We start from the raw sequence: 15,662 nt of genomic DNA on the forward strand, positions 1-15,662 counted from the left end.
GTTCCTACATTCACATGAGGTTTAGTTCTTTCAAATTTCTCTTTTGCCATATTAGATCTCCTGATTATAAAAAAATTAAAACTATATATAAATCTTAAACTTCTTAACCTTATCAACTGGAGCCCATGAGCGGATTCGAACCGCTGACCTTGTCCTTACCAAGGACACGCTCTTCCTCCTGAGCTACATGGGCATGGTTGCGGGGGCTGGATTCGAACCAGCGACCTTCGGGTTATGAGCCCGACGAGCTACCACTGCTCCACCCCGCAAACCATTTGGAGCGGGAGACGGGACTCGAACCCGCGACACTCAGCTTGGAAGGCTGATGCTCTACCAACTGAGCTACTCCCGCATGGTGGAGAGGGTAGGATTCGAACCTACGAAGGCGCATGGCCAACAGATTTACAGTCTGCCGCGTTTGACCACTTCGCTACCTCTCCACATTATGGAGCCGGCGGAGGGATTCGAACCCACGACCCGCTGATTACAAATCAGCTGCTCTGCCACTGAGCTACACCGGCAAATCCCTATCTTTTAAATTATATTAAAGAATAATTTTTTGTCAAGAAGCACTTAATATAATAAACACATTTATAATTTTTGTCAAGTGTTATATTTCAAAATTAAAATTAGATTCTTTAAGCAAATTTCTTGCCAACTCTAAATCTTTTTCTTCAACATATAAATCTCTTGGACCAGTGCTCCCTAAATATGGATTATCAAACCATTTTGTTCTTTTAATTACAACAGGAATCCCTTCTTTTTCTAAAAATTCTTTAATAATTTCGGCTGAAAAAAGATCGTTTACTGTTATTAATTTAACTAAATTCATAAATATTCAAGACCCATCAATCTTTTTACTTCACTTAATGTTTCTTCTGCAACTCTTTTAACCTTGTTTCCTCCTTCTTTTAATATATCCCAAATTGTGTCTTTATCTTTTTCAAGTTGAGCTTTTCTCTCTCTATATGGTTCTAAAAATTGATAAATTTTTTTAGCTATCTCTTTTTTACAATCTACACAACCTCTTAAACCTTTTTCACATTCATTTTTTACTATTCTTGACTTTTCTTTATAGAAATTTCCATAATATGTAAAAACAGAACAAATATCAGGATGTCCAGGATCACTTTTTCTTATTTTTTGAGGGTCTGTTATCATTTGCATAACCTTATTTATAATTTCCTCCTCATTATCTGATAAATTTATTTGATTGTTAAGTGATTTGCTCATTTTTTTTCCATCTATTCCTAAAATTAAAGGAGTTTCAGTTAAAAGAGCTTGGGGTTCAGGAAAATATTCTCCATATAAATAATTGAATCTTCTTGCTAATTCTCTACTAAATTCAAGATGGGGTAATTGATCTTTTCCTACAGGAACTAATTCTCCTTTAACAATCAAAATATCTGCTGCTTGAAGTACTGGATAACCTAAAAGTCCGTATCCAACATTTTCTTTAAGGTCAAGATCTCTTATCATCTCTTTTACAGTTGGATTTCTCTCAAGCCATGGCATTGGAACAATCATTGAAAAAATTAAGTGTAAAATTGGAATTTCAATTACTGAAGATTGAATATAAATTGTAGCTTTGTTAGGATCAAGACCCATTGAAAACCAATCTAATGCCATTTCGTAAATATTTTCTCTTATCTCTTTTGATTTTTCATATCCAGTTGTTAAAGCGTGGTAATCAACTATAAAATAATAACATTCATATTTATCTTGTAGTTCTATCCAATTTTTTAATGCTCCAAAATAATTTCCAAGATGTAATTTTCCGGTTGGTCTCATTCCAGATGCAACTCTTTTCATTTTACTCCTCCTTACGCTTTAGTTGAGGAAATAAAATTACCTCTCTTATAGAGTCTTTATTTGTAATTATCATTGTTAATCTATCAATTCCAATACCTAAACCACCAGTTGGCGGCATACCATATTCTAGTGCTTCAATATAATCTGCGTCAAAATAGTGAGATTCTTCATCACCCTTATCTTTTTCTTTTATCTCCTCTAAGAATCTCTCTTTTTGGTCAATAGGGTCATTCAATTCTGAAAAAGCATTTGCAATTTCCATTCCTCTTACGAATACTTCGAATCTTTCAACCCATCCATTATTATCTCTTTTCTTTTTTGCGAGAGGAGACATCTCTATTGGGAAATCATAAATAATTGTAGGATTAATTAAATCCTTCTCAACCTTTTCTTTAAAAATTTCATCTACAATATTTTTAAAATTTGGTTTCTTTGTTAACTCAATATTTTCTTTCTTTAAATATTCTAATCCAAAATTTATATCTTTAAATTTTTCAATTGGAACATTTGTCTTTTCTTCAAATATCTCTTTATAAGAAAATCTTTTCCAGGGTGGCTCAAAATTTATTTTAATTCCATTGTAATCAATTATATGACTACCATTAACATGTAAAACTACTTCACTAATCAAATTTTCTGTTAAAACCATTATATCTTGATAATCAGAGTATGCTTCATATAACTCAAGCATAGTAAATTCAGGGTTGTGAATAGTTGAAATTCCTTCATTTCTAAAATTTCTGTTAATCTCATATACTTTTTCAAAACCACCAACAATTAATCTTTTTAAATATAATTCTGGTGCTATTCTCAAATAAAAATTTTCTTGTAGAGCGTTATGAAAAGTAACAAAAGGTTTTGCTGTAGCACCACCTGGAATTGGCTGAAGCATAGGAGTTTCAACTTCTATAAAACCGAGGTTATTTAAATAATCTCTTATTTTTTTTATAATTTCACTTCTTTTTATAAAAATATCTATATTTTGTGGATTTGCAATAAGATCAAGATATCTCTTTCTATATCTTACCTCTACATCTTTAATTCCATGATATTTTTCTGGTAAAGGAAGTAAAGATTTTGTAAGAAGAGTAAAATTATTTGCGTTTATAGTGATTTCACCAGTATGAGTCTTAAAAACAGTTCCAGATACTCCTATAAAATCACCAGGATCAATATATTTTTTAAAAAAATTATAATTAGATTCTCCTAAATTATTTATATTTAGATAAATTTGTATTGTTCCACTAAAATCTCTAATTGTAATAAAACTTGCTTTTCCATGTAATCTTTCAGAAATAACCCTTCCTGAAACTTTAACAAGTTTATTTTGAAGTTCATCAAAATTTTTTTTAACTTCGTTAGCAGTATGTGTTCTATCAAATCTATACTCGAAAGGGTTAATTCCTTTTTCTTTTAACTCTTTTAATTTTTGAAGTCTAATATCTCTTTCTTCCATTTTACTTTTCTATGGAGACAATCTTTATCAAAACTTCACCTTTTGGAATTTTTACTTTAACAACATCTCCCTTTTTTTTACCAAGAATTGCTTCACCAATTGGCGATTCTATAGATATTTTATTCTCTTCAGGCTCTCCTTCAACCGAACTTACTAACATAAACTCCATTATTTCCTCACTTTTATCCTTTAAATTTTTTACAAGAATTTTAACTCTACTACCTATTCCCACAGCAACTTTAGAAATTTTTTCAGTATCAATAATTATTGCTTTTGATAAAAGTTCTTCTAACTCTGAAATTCTTCCCTCAATTAATGCTTGTTCTCTTTTTGTTTCCTCATATTCTGCATTTTCAGTTAATTCGCCAAAGGCTTGAACAGCATCTTCTAGTTTTCTTGCGATTTCTGGTCTTTTAACATTTCTTAAATATTCAAGTTCATTTTCAAGTCTTTTTAACCCTTCTTTTGTCATATAAACTTTATCACCTTTTGGTGTAATAATCTCTTCCTTTTTTTCTTTAGAAGTCATATTATCCTCCTTATAGATTATAATTCTATTATATTAGGTTTAATGTTTAGTTTATCAAATAATTCATAATATTCACTTTCGCTTATTTCATTTGGTTTTTTTCCAGTATAAGCACAAATAAGAGCCTCAATTACATTTGTTCCAAAGGTTCTACCATCAAATTCAGGTGTAGTTGTTATTAAATATTTTACACCTCTTTTCTTTAAAAGTTCTCTATCTTCAGGAGTAGTTGTATTTGTAAAGATTATTTTATCTTTAAGATCTTCTGGCATATGCTTTTTTATGTAAAGAAAATCTCCTGCAATAACATCTGCCCATTTATAATATTTTTCATATTTTGGAATAATTTCTTCTTGAGATTTTCCAGTAGGGTATAACCATTCATAAGGTAAATTTCTTGCAATTGGTACAATGAGTGATGCAAGAAATAAAAAAGTTTTATAGTTATAAATAGGAAATGGAAGGTTTAATGAAAACATAAGATCTCCATATAAAATTTTACAACCAACTTCAAGAAAACCTTCAACCTGTCCATATCTACTAACACCTGAAATTACCATAACTTTGGTATTTTTATCTATTAAGCCTTTATCTCTTATAAACAAAACTGCTTTTTTTTCAAGTGTATCTTTAACATATTGCCCATCACAGATGGGTGTAAATACAACATTTTTAACTAATTTTTCTATAGATTTTAATGTTGTTCTTCTTTTACCAACACTTATATAAAGATCTGCTCCTCCTAAACCAAACGCATCAACTTTTCCATCTAGTTCTTTAAACATATTTATCATCTTTTCTTTACTTCCATCGGTTCCTATTCTTTCAATAATAAACCTCTCGCCCAAAATCTCCACTTCTACCTTTTTGTCTCTTTTTGAAGAGCCTAAACTAATACTTACAACTCTTTTCATGAAACACCTCTTTATAATTTCCTAAAATTAAAAAGGAGATTTTTTAACTCATTTATTGATTTTACTCCATTTAACAATTTATTCAATCTTGAAATTCCTGGATATCCCTTTAAATATTTGGGAATATGAATTTTCATTTGTTTTATTGCATAATTTTCAGAATAAATTTTTTTTAATATCTCCATATGTTCAACAATAATTTCAATTTTCTCTTCTAATGATCTTTTCTGAGGATATTTTTTATTAAATAAATAATCTTTAAAATCAGAAAATATCCATGGATTTCCAATAGCAGACCTTCCTATCATAACACCATTACAATTTGTCTCATTAAAAACTTTTTCTAAATCATTAATACTAAATATATCTCCACTATGGATAATTGGTATCTTTAAAGAATTTTTTAACTCCTTTGTTATATTTAAATCTGCTTTTCCAGAATATTTCATTGATACAGTTCTTGGATGAATTGTTAAAAAGAAGACACCCTCTTCCTCACAAATTCTACCAACATCTAAATAATTCATGCTATTTTTATCAAAACCACTTCTAATTTTAACTGAAACAGGCACTTTAGAATTATATATTGCGCTTTTGATTAAATCTCTTATTTTTCTTAGATCGAGCAAAAGATAGCCACCATTGCCACTCATTATAAGATTTTTAGATGGACAACCAAAGTTTAAATCAATAATATCAGGAGTAGTACCTAAAATTTTAACAGCAGTTTCAATTATATGTGGGTCATTTCCAAATATTTGAACTGCTATTGGTCTTTCCTCAGCAAAAATTTGAAATGGAATGGCTTTTTTATTTACAATTTCATATGAAGAAATCATTCCAGTATATGTTAAATCTGCACCAAATCTTTTTGAAAGAATTCTCATTCCTGTATCTGAAAAATTTGACAAGGGTGCTAAAAAAATAAGTTTTTTATTAAACTCTATCATTTTCTATTCAATTCATAAATTAATTTTAGACCTTTTAATATCAAATCTTTTTCATAAATATAATCAATTTTTATAAAAGGTATAATAAAATGAGATGCACCACCAGTAATTATAATTTTTATTTTTTCATTAAGGAATGATTCTACCTCAGAAACTATTCTTTCAACAATCCCACTCCATCCATATAACATGCCCGATTTTATTGCATTAACTGTATTTTTTCCTATTGGTGACGGAGGTGCACTTAATTCAACTTTTGGAAGTTTTGCTGTTCTTGTTATTAATGATTCAAGAGAAATTAAAATTCCCGGCGCAATTGCACCTCCTATAAAAATTCCATCTTTTCTTACAACATCAAAAGTTGTTGCTGTTCCAAAATCAACAACAACAGTGTTTTCTTTTGTAATATAGTATCCCATTGAACTTCCAACAACTCTATCCATACCTATTTCGCTTAAATTCTCTATTTCAAATTTAATTGGTAACTTCATAGAAAGATTTATAAATATCGGTTTTTTATTAAATAGTTTTTCACAGGTCTTTTCAATAATTGGATCAAGTGGAGGAACAACAGATGATATTATTATATCTTCTATATCTTTTATTGGTAATTTATCAAGATAAAAAAGAGAGAATATCTCAAGTGCGTACTCATCTGAGGTTCTCAAAACTCTTGATGATAACCTATATGTTTTTATTAGAATATCCCTTTTAAATACCCCAAAAACAATGTTTGTGTTTCCAATATCAATTGTTAAAAGCATATTCCACCTTCCTTAAATAGTTCTCAATAATAATAAAAGCATCTCCTCTTGATAATCTATTTTTAAAAGATAAACCATCAATATAAAATTTATGTGATACTGCGCTAATTAAAACTTCTCTACATTCTTTTTCATCCAAAGGTAGATTAATATTTTTAATCTCACCATTATATTTTGATGCTTTTAATAATAAATAAAGAGCATCATAAATATTTATGTAAGAAAGTGGATCTATTTCATCTTCAGAAACATCTGAAAAATTAAGATATTCAATTAAATATGGATGAAACCACTCATTTTGAAAATTTTTAAATTTTTCTTTTTGCTCTCTTTTAAAGATTGATTTATAAAAATTTAAAAGTGTCAACCTTAAATTATCAAAAATATTTTTTTTGTTTTCTATTTTTTCATATTTTAACTTACACCTAACAATAAGTGTTATAAATTCACTCTGAGTTATTGCCCAATTAACTTTAAAAGTTCCATCTGGAAAACCTTTAATTATGTCTTTTTCAATTAAATAATTAATTGTATTAATATATTTTTGATCTATTTTTTCATTGAATTTTATACCAACAAGGAAAATTGAAATTAAAATCACTATAAATAAAATTTTTTTCATCTTTTAAATTTTAACACATTTGCTTGGAAATCTTATTTATTAAAATAGTGTTAAAATTAAAATAATTATAAGGAGGATTCATGAAAAAGAAAAACATTATAATATTTATATTTTTAGTTGTTTCAATTACATCAATTTTCATAATAAACAACTATCTAATAAATAAAAAAGAAGAAATAACACTTACAGGTGTAGAAATATTAAATTATAAGAGTGAAAATCTTTCTTCAATTAATGATTTTAGAGAAAATTCTATTAAAGGACCACAATATGTTGATATAAAAAACTATAAATTAAAAGTTTGGGGATTGGTTGAAAAAGAGTTAAATTATACATATGAAGAAATTATAAATAAGTTTCAAAAATATGAAAAAGTGACAACTCTTAATTGTGTAGAAGGTTGGAGTGCTAAAGTTTTATGGGAAGGTTTTCTTGTTAGAGATTTAATAAGTGAAGCAATAGTAAAAGATAACGCTAAAGTTTTAATTTTTTATGCATATGATGGATACACAACTTCTTTTCCAATTGAATATTTTTATGATAAAGATATTATAATTGCATACAAGATAAATGGTTTGATACTTCCACCCGAAAGAGGATTTCCATTTCAACTTGTTGCTGAAGAAAAATGGGGTTATAAATGGATAAAGTGGATAACACAAATTGAAATTAGTGATAATGAGGAATATAGAGGTTATTGGGAAGAAAGAGGATTCTCTAATGACGGAGACATTGATAAATCTTTTATAGAGAATCCAAAATAGTTAAATTTTTAAAAATAGAAGATATGCACCAATTATCATAATTATTGTTCCAATAAATCTATATTTTATATTTTCTTTAAAAAGAAATTTGGAAAGCCAAAGAGTAACTATTGTCCCCAACATGGTTGATGGTTCTGCAATACTAATATCAATTTTTTTAAAAGCAATCAAAAGAAACAAATATGAATATGCATTTGTAATTCCTGCTAAAGAAGATAACAAAAATTTATTTTTTAATAAAAGTTTAACTTCGTAAAATTTTTTTGAAAATAACAAAATCAAGAAAAGAAATATTGTTATTGTTAAATATAAAAAGAAAGAATAAAAAATTGGAGATACACCAGTTTTTGCCGAAAACCCATCAATTGTTCTACCAATTGCAATTAAAAAGGATGACAAAATCATATATTTTGATCCCTTATTTTTAAAAAGTGCACTAAATGATTTGAAAATACTCTCCTTCTTCATAAGGAAAGACGATCCATATACAAGTAAAGAAAGTCCAAAAATTTTAATGAGTGTAATTTTTTCATCTAAAAATATAGATGTTAATAAAATAAGAAAGAAAACATTAAAATTATAGAGCGGGGCAACAAGTGATACATCTTCAATAGAAATGGATTTAACATAAAGAATAAATGAATTTGTATAAATTAGACTAGATATAATGACATTTTTTAAAAAGATAAAATTTGTTGGTTTTTCTATAATAAATACGAAAGGTAAAAGAAATGGTAGAGATAAAAAGAAAAAAATAAATGTTACACTTAAATTGTTTTGTTTGTCTGTTAATTGTTTTATAACTATTCTTTCAAGGCCAATTAAAAAAATTCTACCTAAAAGAGACAAATATGATAACATAAATTATATTTTAACAAAATTTATTTAGTAAATTATTTTAAATTTCTTTTATCATATAATATGCGTCTTCCTTATTATCAGGATAATATTCCTTTTTGATCTTCTCAATTTTAAAACCAAGTTTTTCATATAGTTTTTGTGCAATTATATTAGATACTCTAACTTCTAAAACTACTTTTTTTGCTTTTTCGCTTTTACCCATATCTATAATATAATTCATTAACATCTCCCCAATTCCCCTTCTTCTGTATTGAGGATCCACTGCAATAGTTGTTATATGAATAAGATCTCCTAAAAACCAACTTCCAATGTATCCAACAACTTTTCTATCTATTTCAGCAACAAAATATCTTCCAAATCTATTATAATTTATCTCCCTAAAAAATTCATTTACTCCCCATGGTTGTGAATATGATTTTCTATCTATTTCTACAACTGATAAAATATCTCTATTTAACATTGGTCTAATTTTTAAATTTTCGACCATTCAATATTTTAAACTCGTTTCTCTTTTTTCATTAATTGTCTCAATCTTCTTATAGCTTTTGATTCTATTTGTCTAATTCTTTCTCTTGTTACATTGAATTTTGCGCCAACCTCCTCTAATGTATGTGGAACTTCTCCACCAAGACCAAAACGAAGTTTTACAATTTCTCTTTCTCTTTCAGGTAAAAATTTTAAAAGTTCAAGAAGTTCTTCATTTGAGCAATTTTTAATTGTTTCCTCCTCTGGTGATAAAATAGATTTATCTTCTACAAAATCTGCAAGAGTTGTATCTTCATCATCACCAACTGGAGTTTCAAGGGAAATAGGAACTTGAGCAACTCTTTTGAAATCTTGAACTTTTTTAACTGAGATACCCATCTCTTTTGCAACCTCTTCATCTGTTGGTTCCCTACCTAACCTTTGCATAAGTTGTCTTGTTATTTTCTTTAATCTATTTATATTTTCAACCATATGAACAGGAACTCTTATTGTTCTTGATTGATCTGCAAGGGCCCTTGTAATAGCCTGTCTTATCCACCATGTTGCGTATGTGGAAAATCTCCAACCCTTTTTATAGTCAAATTTTTCAGCCGCTTTAATTAAACCAAGATTTCCTTCTTGAATTAAATCTAAAAAGAGAAGTCCTTGTCCAATATATTTTTTTGCTATACTTACAACAAGTCTTAAATTACTCTCTATTAACTTTTTTCTTGCTTCTGCTCTCTCTTCGGGTGTGCCTTCTTTCATTTTTTTAGCAAGTTCATATTCCTCTTCTTTTGTTAAAAGAGGAATTTTACTTATTTCAACAAGATATGAATTTACAGGATCAAGTGGTTCTCCTAATTCTTCTTTTGTTAAATCTATTCCTTCTTTTAGTTTTTCTAATTCTTCTCTTCTTCTTTCCTCCTCAAGTTCTATTTCTTTTTCATCTCCAAAAATAATTCCATTATCAATTAAAGATTCATACATTTCATCAATTTCTTCTGGAGATAAATCTTCAATAGAAGAGAGAGTTTCAAATATCTCATTATATGATAAATTTCCACGTTCTTTTGCTTTTTCTATTAATCTTGATATCTCATCATGTTTAAACTTATTGCTCAAACTTCACACCTCCTTATATCTTAAATTCTTGATCTCTTTTTCTAACTCAATTAATTTTAACTTAAAATAATCAATAAGTTCGTCCTTTTTCTCTTTTTCTGCTTTCTCTAAATTAATTAATAACTCTTTTTTCTGATTCTGTAAATAGATAAATTTCAATCTTTTAATTATATCAAAAAAATGCTCCTTAGGTCCAATTTCAATATCTGAAAAAAGCAGTTCTCTATATAAAGCATCTTCCATTAAAATAAACTCACTTGAATTTTTGATTTTTATGTACAGATCTTTATATTTTTTAGTCATTATATAATTTTCATTTATTTCATCTTTTATTAAATCTAAAAATTCTCTATTTTTAATAATATATGTTAAAAATTCTCTCTCTAAAATATTATCCTGTATCTCTATAATTTGAGATTTTTTTACTTTTTTCTCTTTAATCTCTTCAAGTAAAATTGTCTCAGGAAAGCCGGTTCTCTCTGAGATTCTTTTTAAAATATCAAATCTTTTTGTTGGATCTTTTATTCTTTTAGCAATTTCAATTAAATCTTTAACAAGAGGAACAAGAGTTTCACTTCCTTTGTTCTTTTTTTCTGCTTCATTCCATAAAAAGTTTATAGCATCCAAAGAATTTTTAATTAAATTAAGGAATTCATCTCTTCCATATTTCAAAACAAATTCATCTGGATCAAGTTTATCTGGAATTTCAATTACTTTAACTTCAAAGTTATATTTCTCACCAATTTCAAGTGCTCTTTTTGTACCTTCAACTCCACCAATATCTGGATCAAAAGAAATGTATAATCTATCAGCAAATCTTTTTAAAATTTTCCCTTGATCTTCTGTAAAAGATGTACCCATTGAAGATACAACATTTCTAATTCCTTTAATATTTAAAATAATTACATCCATATATCCTTCCACAAGAATTGCTTCTTTTGTTTTAAGAATTTCATCTTTATTTTCATATAAACCATATAAAATTTCTCCTTTTTTAAAAATAGTTTCTTGAGAGTTTATATATTTTGGCTCTTCTCCTTCTAATGCCCTACCTGAGAATCCAACAATTTTCCCTGAAACACTTTTTATTGGAAAAATTAATCTTTTTGAAAAATTCCTATAAGGATAAATTCCGGTTTCTCTTAGTTTAGCATCGGAAACATTTTCTTTTTTCAAGAAATCATCGATTTCAATAGGTGCATAACCTAAACAAAATTTCTCAATTCCATTTAAATCAAGTCCTCTTTTAAATAAATAATCAACTATGTTTTCATTTTTAAGTAAATTTTCTTTAAAATAATTTGCTAATTTTTCATGAAATGAATATACCCAATCATTCTTCTTTGAATATTCAAAACTTGGAATTTCTACATTTGCCCAATTTGCGACAATTTCAACTGCTCTTTCAAAACTAACATTTTCCATTTTCATTACAAAATGATAAATTGTTCCACCCACACCACATCCAAAACAGTGAAATAGTCCTTTTTCTCTCGAAATATTTAAGGAAGGATTTTTATCAGGATGAAAAGGACACAACGCAACATAATTTTTACCTCTCTTTTTTATATTTAAATATTGAGATAAAAATTCAACTATATCAACTTTTTCTCTTAAATCTTCTGCAAATTCAAAAATATTTTTCATGCTTTCCAGGGCTTTGGAAGAAAAGTTTCATTATAAATTAAAAGAAGATATTCATCACTCATACCTGAAATATAATCACATACAAATCTTGCTCTAATTTCTATTTTTTCTAAAGCATCCTCCCATGTTTTAAAACTTATTGGAACTTCATATTTTTTAACAAAATTTAATATTTTACTTGGATTTTCCATAAAAAAATCAAAAAGATCACTTATAATTTTTTCAATTCTTAAAATTTCTTCTCCTCTGATCTCCGTGTTATAATACAATCTTTCTTTTAAAAAATTTAAAAATAAATCAACAATCTCTTTTATTTCGTCACTAAATTTTAATTTAAAGGTTTTCAAAAAGTTATAAATTAAATCTTTAACCATTTTATCAATTCTTTCTCCACTATCTTTGCCAAGAATCTTTTTTATTTCCTTTGGAATTTCTCTCTCTTTAATAATTCCACCTCTTATTGCATCATCAAGATCATGATTTAAATACGCAATTCTATCTGAATAAGCAACTACCTCTCCTTCAAGAGTAGTTATATTTTGGATATTACTTTCATCTAGAATTTTTAAACCTTTTGAGTGCATCAAAATTCCATCTCTTGTTTCCCATGTTAGATTTAAACCAGTTATTTTTTTATTTCCATATCCTTCTTCTAAGAAATCAACAACTCTTAAAGATTGTTCATTATGTTTAAAACCACCAGTTTTAACATACTCTTTGTATTTTTTATCTAAAATCTCTTCCCCAATGTGACCAAATGGTGAATGACCTAAATCATGTCCTAAGGAAATAGCCTCAATCAAATCTTCATTTAGTCTTAATGCTCTACCTATTACTCTTGCTATTTGAGAAACTTCAAGTACATGAGTAAGTCTTGTTCTATAATGATCACCCAATGGAAAAAAGAAAACCTGTGTTTTATCTTTTAATCTTCTAAAGGATTTAGAATGAATTATTCTGTCTCTGTCTCTTTGAAAATCGGTTCTTATTTCACATTTTTTTTCTTTAAATATTCTTCCTTTACTTAATTTTGATAAAGTTGCAAAAGGGCTTAAGTTTTTTTCTTCTAATTTTTCAGCGAGTATCCTGATAGGTTGTTGTCTTGGCAATTTTCTCCTCAATTACCGCTTGTGCAGCAGCAAGACGTGCTATTGGAATTCTAAATGGAGAACAAGATACATAATCGAGGCCTGCTTTATGGAAAAATTTAACACTTGTTGGCTCTCCTCCATGTTCACCACATATTCCAACTTCAAGTTTTGGATTAGCCTCTTTTCCAAGTTTTGTTCCAAGTTCAACTAGTTTTCCAACTCCTTCAATATCTAAAACCATAAATGGATTCTCTGGGAGTATCTTCTTGTCTATATAGAAAGGTAAAAATGTTGCTTCAACATCATCTCTTGAAAATGCAAAAACTGTTTGTGTTAAATCATTTGTTCCAAATGAAAAGAAGTCTGCATATTTTGCTATTTTATCTGCACAGACTGCTGCTCTTGGAACTTCAATCATAGTTCCAATTAAATAGTGTATCTCAACTCCTTCTCTCTCCATAACTCTTTTAGCAATATTATCAGTTAATTCTCTTAAGATCTTCAACTCATTTTCATGCGAAACAAGTGGATGCATTATTTCAACAAACGGATTAAGACCTTTTTTCTTTAAATTTATAGCAGCCATAATAATTGCTTCTATCATTGATTCATAAATTTCAGGATAAACTAATCCGACTCTGCAACCTCTCCAACCAATCATTGGATTATGTTCATACAGTTCTTTAACTCTCTTTAAAATATTTTCTCTTTTTTTTACCTCTTCAATATCACCTTTTTCTTTAAATTCCTTTATCTCTTCTTCCAATCTTTCTCTTTGAGGTAAAAATTCATGAAGAGGTGGATCAAGCAATCTTATTGTAACTGGAAGATTATCCATAACTTCAAGCATCTCTTCAAAATCTTTTTGAATCATTGGAATAATTTTTCTTAAATGTTTTTCTCTCTCTTCCTTTGTTTTTGCCATAATCATATCTTGAACAATTGGCAATCTCTCTGGATCAAGAAACATTCTTTCTATTCTTAAGAGTCCTATTCCTTCTGCTCCAAATTTTTTAGCCTTTATTGCATCTTGAGGAGTATTTGCGTTTGCTCTTACTCCAAGTTTTCTAATTTCATCAGCAAACTTTAATAATTTTTCAAGGTTTCCACCTAATTCTGGTTCAATTAATGGTGCTTTACCTAATATAACTCTTCCAGTTCCTCCATCAATTGTTATATATTCATCTTTCATTACTCTTGTTCCATCTGGAGCAATAAAATATCCCTCCTCCATGTTAATTTTTATCTCTTCGCAACCAACAACACATGGTTTACCCATTCCTCTTGCAACAACTGCAGCATGACTTGTCATTCCACCTCTTGCTGTAAGAATTCCTTTTGCAGCAACCATACCATGAATATCTTCAGGTGTAGTTTCTGGTCTAACAAGAATAATTTCTTCTCCATTATTTCCTCTTAATGCTGCTTCATCTGTATCGAAAACAACTTTTCCATATGCAGCACCAGGAGATGCTGGTAAACCTTTAGCTATATGCTTCACATTAGCTTTTGGATCAATCATTGGATGTAAAAGAAGTTCAACTTGATGTGGATCAACTCTCATTATTGCTTCTTCTTTTGTTATTAAACCTTCTTCAACCATATCTACAGCAATTTTTACAGCTGCAATTGGGGTCCTTTGTCCTGTTCTTGTTTGAAGCATGTATAGTTTTCCTTTTTCAATAGTAAATTCAAAATCCTGTATATCCCTATAATGTTTCTCGAGAATATCTTTTACTCTTAACAATTCCTCATATGCAGATGGAATATCTTTTTTAAGTTCATCAATTGGTTTAGGAGTTCTAATTCCAGCAACAACATCTTCACCTTGTGCATTTAGTAAATATTCTCCATAAAGTTTATTTTCTCCAGTTGATGGATCTCTTGTAAATCCTACTCCTGTGCCTGAATCATAACCTGCATTTCCAAATACCATCATCTGGATATTAACCGCAGTTCCAAGTGTTTCGGGTATCTTATAAATTCTTCTATACTCTATTGCTCTTTTGTTATTCCAAGATTTAAAGACTGCCTCAACTGCCATCATAAGTTGTTTGTATGGATCTTGTGGAAATTCTTCTTGAGTTTCCTTTTTATATAACTCTTTGTATCTTTCAACAACCTCAATTAAACCTTCTGCTGGTATTTCTGAATCATATTTGACATTATATTTCTTTTTTACATCATCAAGAATCTCTTCAAATTTTTCATGTTTGATTCCCATTACAACATTTCCAAACATCGATATGAATCTTCTGTAAGAATCATATGCAAATCTTTTATCTTTTGTTAACTCTTCAAGTCCTTTAACAGTTTCATCGTTTAAACCAAGATTTAAAATTGTGTCCATCATTCCTGGCATTGAAACAGGGGCGCCAGATCTTACTGATACAAGTAGGGGATTTTCTTTTGAACCAAACTTTTTATTAACTTTCTTTTCTAATTTATTTAAATATTCTAAAATCTCTTCTTTTAAACCTTCTGGGAGTTTCCCTCCAACTCTATAATATTCATTACAAACCTCTGTTGTAATTGTGAAACCGCTTGGAACAGGTAGACCTATTCTTGTCATTTCTGCAAGACCTGCTCCCTTACCTCCTAAAAGATTTCTCATCTCTTTAGAACCTTCTTCAAACTCATAAATTCTCTTTGTCATTCCCTA

At 28.5% G+C, this 15,662-nt stretch carries 15 protein-coding genes and 5 tRNA genes; 1 reads left to right on the forward strand and 19 read right to left on the reverse strand.

All coding sequences use genetic code 11. From position 1 onward, the window contains the following. Nucleotides 1–117: 117 nt before the first annotated feature. From QMD25_04815 to QMD25_04875, 13 genes are all read right to left on the reverse strand, one after another. A tRNA-Thr gene (locus tag QMD25_04815) sits at nt 118–193 on the reverse strand. A gap of 1 nt (nt 194) precedes the next feature. Beyond that, nucleotides 195–269: transfer RNA gene (locus tag QMD25_04820), tRNA-Met, on the reverse strand. Between the two features lie 7 nt (nt 270–276). Next, a tRNA-Gly gene (locus tag QMD25_04825) sits at nt 277–352 on the reverse strand. A gap of 1 nt (nt 353) precedes the next feature. After that, nucleotides 354–440: transfer RNA gene (locus tag QMD25_04830), tRNA-Tyr, on the reverse strand. A gap of 6 nt (nt 441–446) precedes the next feature. Continuing rightward, a tRNA-Thr gene (locus QMD25_04835) sits at nt 447–521 on the reverse strand. An 89-nt stretch (nt 522–610) separates the two neighbouring features. Beyond that, nucleotides 611–832, reverse strand: a complete 222-nt coding sequence (locus QMD25_04840; protein ID MDI6861320.1) for a DUF2007 domain-containing protein — start codon at nt 830–832, stop codon at nt 611–613. Then, on the reverse strand, nt 829–1,812 hold the full coding sequence (trpS, locus tag QMD25_04845; protein MDI6861321.1) for a tryptophan--tRNA ligase: 984 nt from the start codon (nt 1,810–1,812) through the stop codon (nt 829–831). The genes QMD25_04840 and trpS overlap by 4 nt, the downstream gene beginning before the upstream one ends. A gap of 1 nt (nt 1,813) precedes the next feature. Then, nucleotides 1,814–3,268: a lysine--tRNA ligase gene (gene lysS / locus QMD25_04850; protein ID MDI6861322.1), complete on the reverse strand. Its 1,455-nt coding sequence runs from the start codon at nt 3,266–3,268 to the stop codon at nt 1,814–1,816. 1 nt (nt 3,269) lies between these two features. After that, nucleotides 3,270–3,797: a transcription elongation factor GreA gene (gene greA, locus QMD25_04855; protein MDI6861323.1), complete on the reverse strand. Its 528-nt coding sequence runs from the start codon at nt 3,795–3,797 to the stop codon at nt 3,270–3,272. A 17-nt stretch (nt 3,798–3,814) separates the two neighbouring features. Next, entirely contained in the window at nt 3,815–4,711 is an 897-nt protein-coding gene (locus QMD25_04860) for a quinate 5-dehydrogenase (GenBank protein ID MDI6861324.1), read from the reverse strand. 11 nt (nt 4,712–4,722) lie between these two features. Next, nucleotides 4,723–5,661, reverse strand: a complete 939-nt coding sequence (locus tag QMD25_04865; GenBank protein MDI6861325.1) for a tRNA-dihydrouridine synthase — start codon at nt 5,659–5,661, stop codon at nt 4,723–4,725. Continuing rightward, a complete protein-coding gene (locus QMD25_04870) occupies nt 5,658–6,425 on the reverse strand; it encodes a type III pantothenate kinase (GenBank protein ID MDI6861326.1) in 768 nt (255 codons plus the stop codon). The genes QMD25_04865 and QMD25_04870 overlap by 4 nt, the downstream gene beginning before the upstream one ends. Further along, nucleotides 6,409–7,047, reverse strand: a complete 639-nt coding sequence (locus tag QMD25_04875; GenBank protein ID MDI6861327.1) for an S-layer homology domain-containing protein — start codon at nt 7,045–7,047, stop codon at nt 6,409–6,411. The genes QMD25_04870 and QMD25_04875 overlap by 17 nt, the downstream gene beginning before the upstream one ends. Nucleotides 7,048–7,127: 80 nt before the next feature. Between QMD25_04875 and QMD25_04880 the strand changes: the two genes are divergently transcribed. Further along, complete coding sequence (locus QMD25_04880) at nt 7,128–7,811, forward strand: molybdopterin-dependent oxidoreductase (protein ID MDI6861328.1); 684 nt, start codon at nt 7,128–7,130, stop codon at nt 7,809–7,811. Here the strand turns inward: QMD25_04880 and QMD25_04885 are convergent, their stop codons facing one another. Genes QMD25_04885 through ppdK form a run of 6 tightly spaced genes read right to left on the reverse strand, consistent with a single transcriptional unit; the run spans nt 7,812 to nt 15,656 of the window. Next, entirely contained in the window at nt 7,812–8,672 is an 861-nt protein-coding gene (locus QMD25_04885; GenBank protein MDI6861329.1) for an EamA family transporter, read from the reverse strand. 37 nt (nt 8,673–8,709) lie between these two features. Next, on the reverse strand, nt 8,710–9,159 hold the full coding sequence (gene rimI, locus QMD25_04890) for a ribosomal protein S18-alanine N-acetyltransferase (protein ID MDI6861330.1): 450 nt from the start codon (nt 9,157–9,159) through the stop codon (nt 8,710–8,712). A gap of 8 nt (nt 9,160–9,167) precedes the next feature. Beyond that, nucleotides 9,168–10,262, reverse strand: coding sequence for an RNA polymerase sigma factor RpoD (gene rpoD / locus QMD25_04895; GenBank protein MDI6861331.1), 1,095 nt, complete (start codon nt 10,260–10,262; stop codon nt 9,168–9,170). Between the two features lie 3 nt (nt 10,263–10,265). After that, the gene (gene dnaG, locus QMD25_04900) at nt 10,266–11,909 is read right to left on the reverse strand and encodes a DNA primase (protein ID MDI6861332.1); all 1,644 of its coding nucleotides are present in this window, start codon (nt 11,907–11,909) and stop codon (nt 10,266–10,268) included. Then, nucleotides 11,906–13,018 carry a deoxyguanosinetriphosphate triphosphohydrolase gene (locus QMD25_04905; GenBank protein ID MDI6861333.1) on the reverse strand — a complete coding sequence of 371 codons (1,113 nt, stop codon included), beginning with the start codon at nt 13,016–13,018 and terminating at the stop codon, nt 11,906–11,908. Before QMD25_04905 ends, dnaG begins: the two co-directional genes overlap by 4 nt. Further along, entirely contained in the window at nt 12,984–15,656 is a 2,673-nt protein-coding gene (gene ppdK / locus QMD25_04910; protein MDI6861334.1) for a pyruvate, phosphate dikinase, read from the reverse strand. Before ppdK ends, QMD25_04905 begins: the two co-directional genes overlap by 35 nt. Nucleotides 15,657–15,662 lie beyond the last annotated feature (6 nt).

The sequence above is a fragment of the Caldisericia bacterium genome (assembly GCA_030018355.1).
Classification (GTDB): Bacteria; Caldisericota; Caldisericia; order B22-G15; family B22-G15; genus JAAYUH01.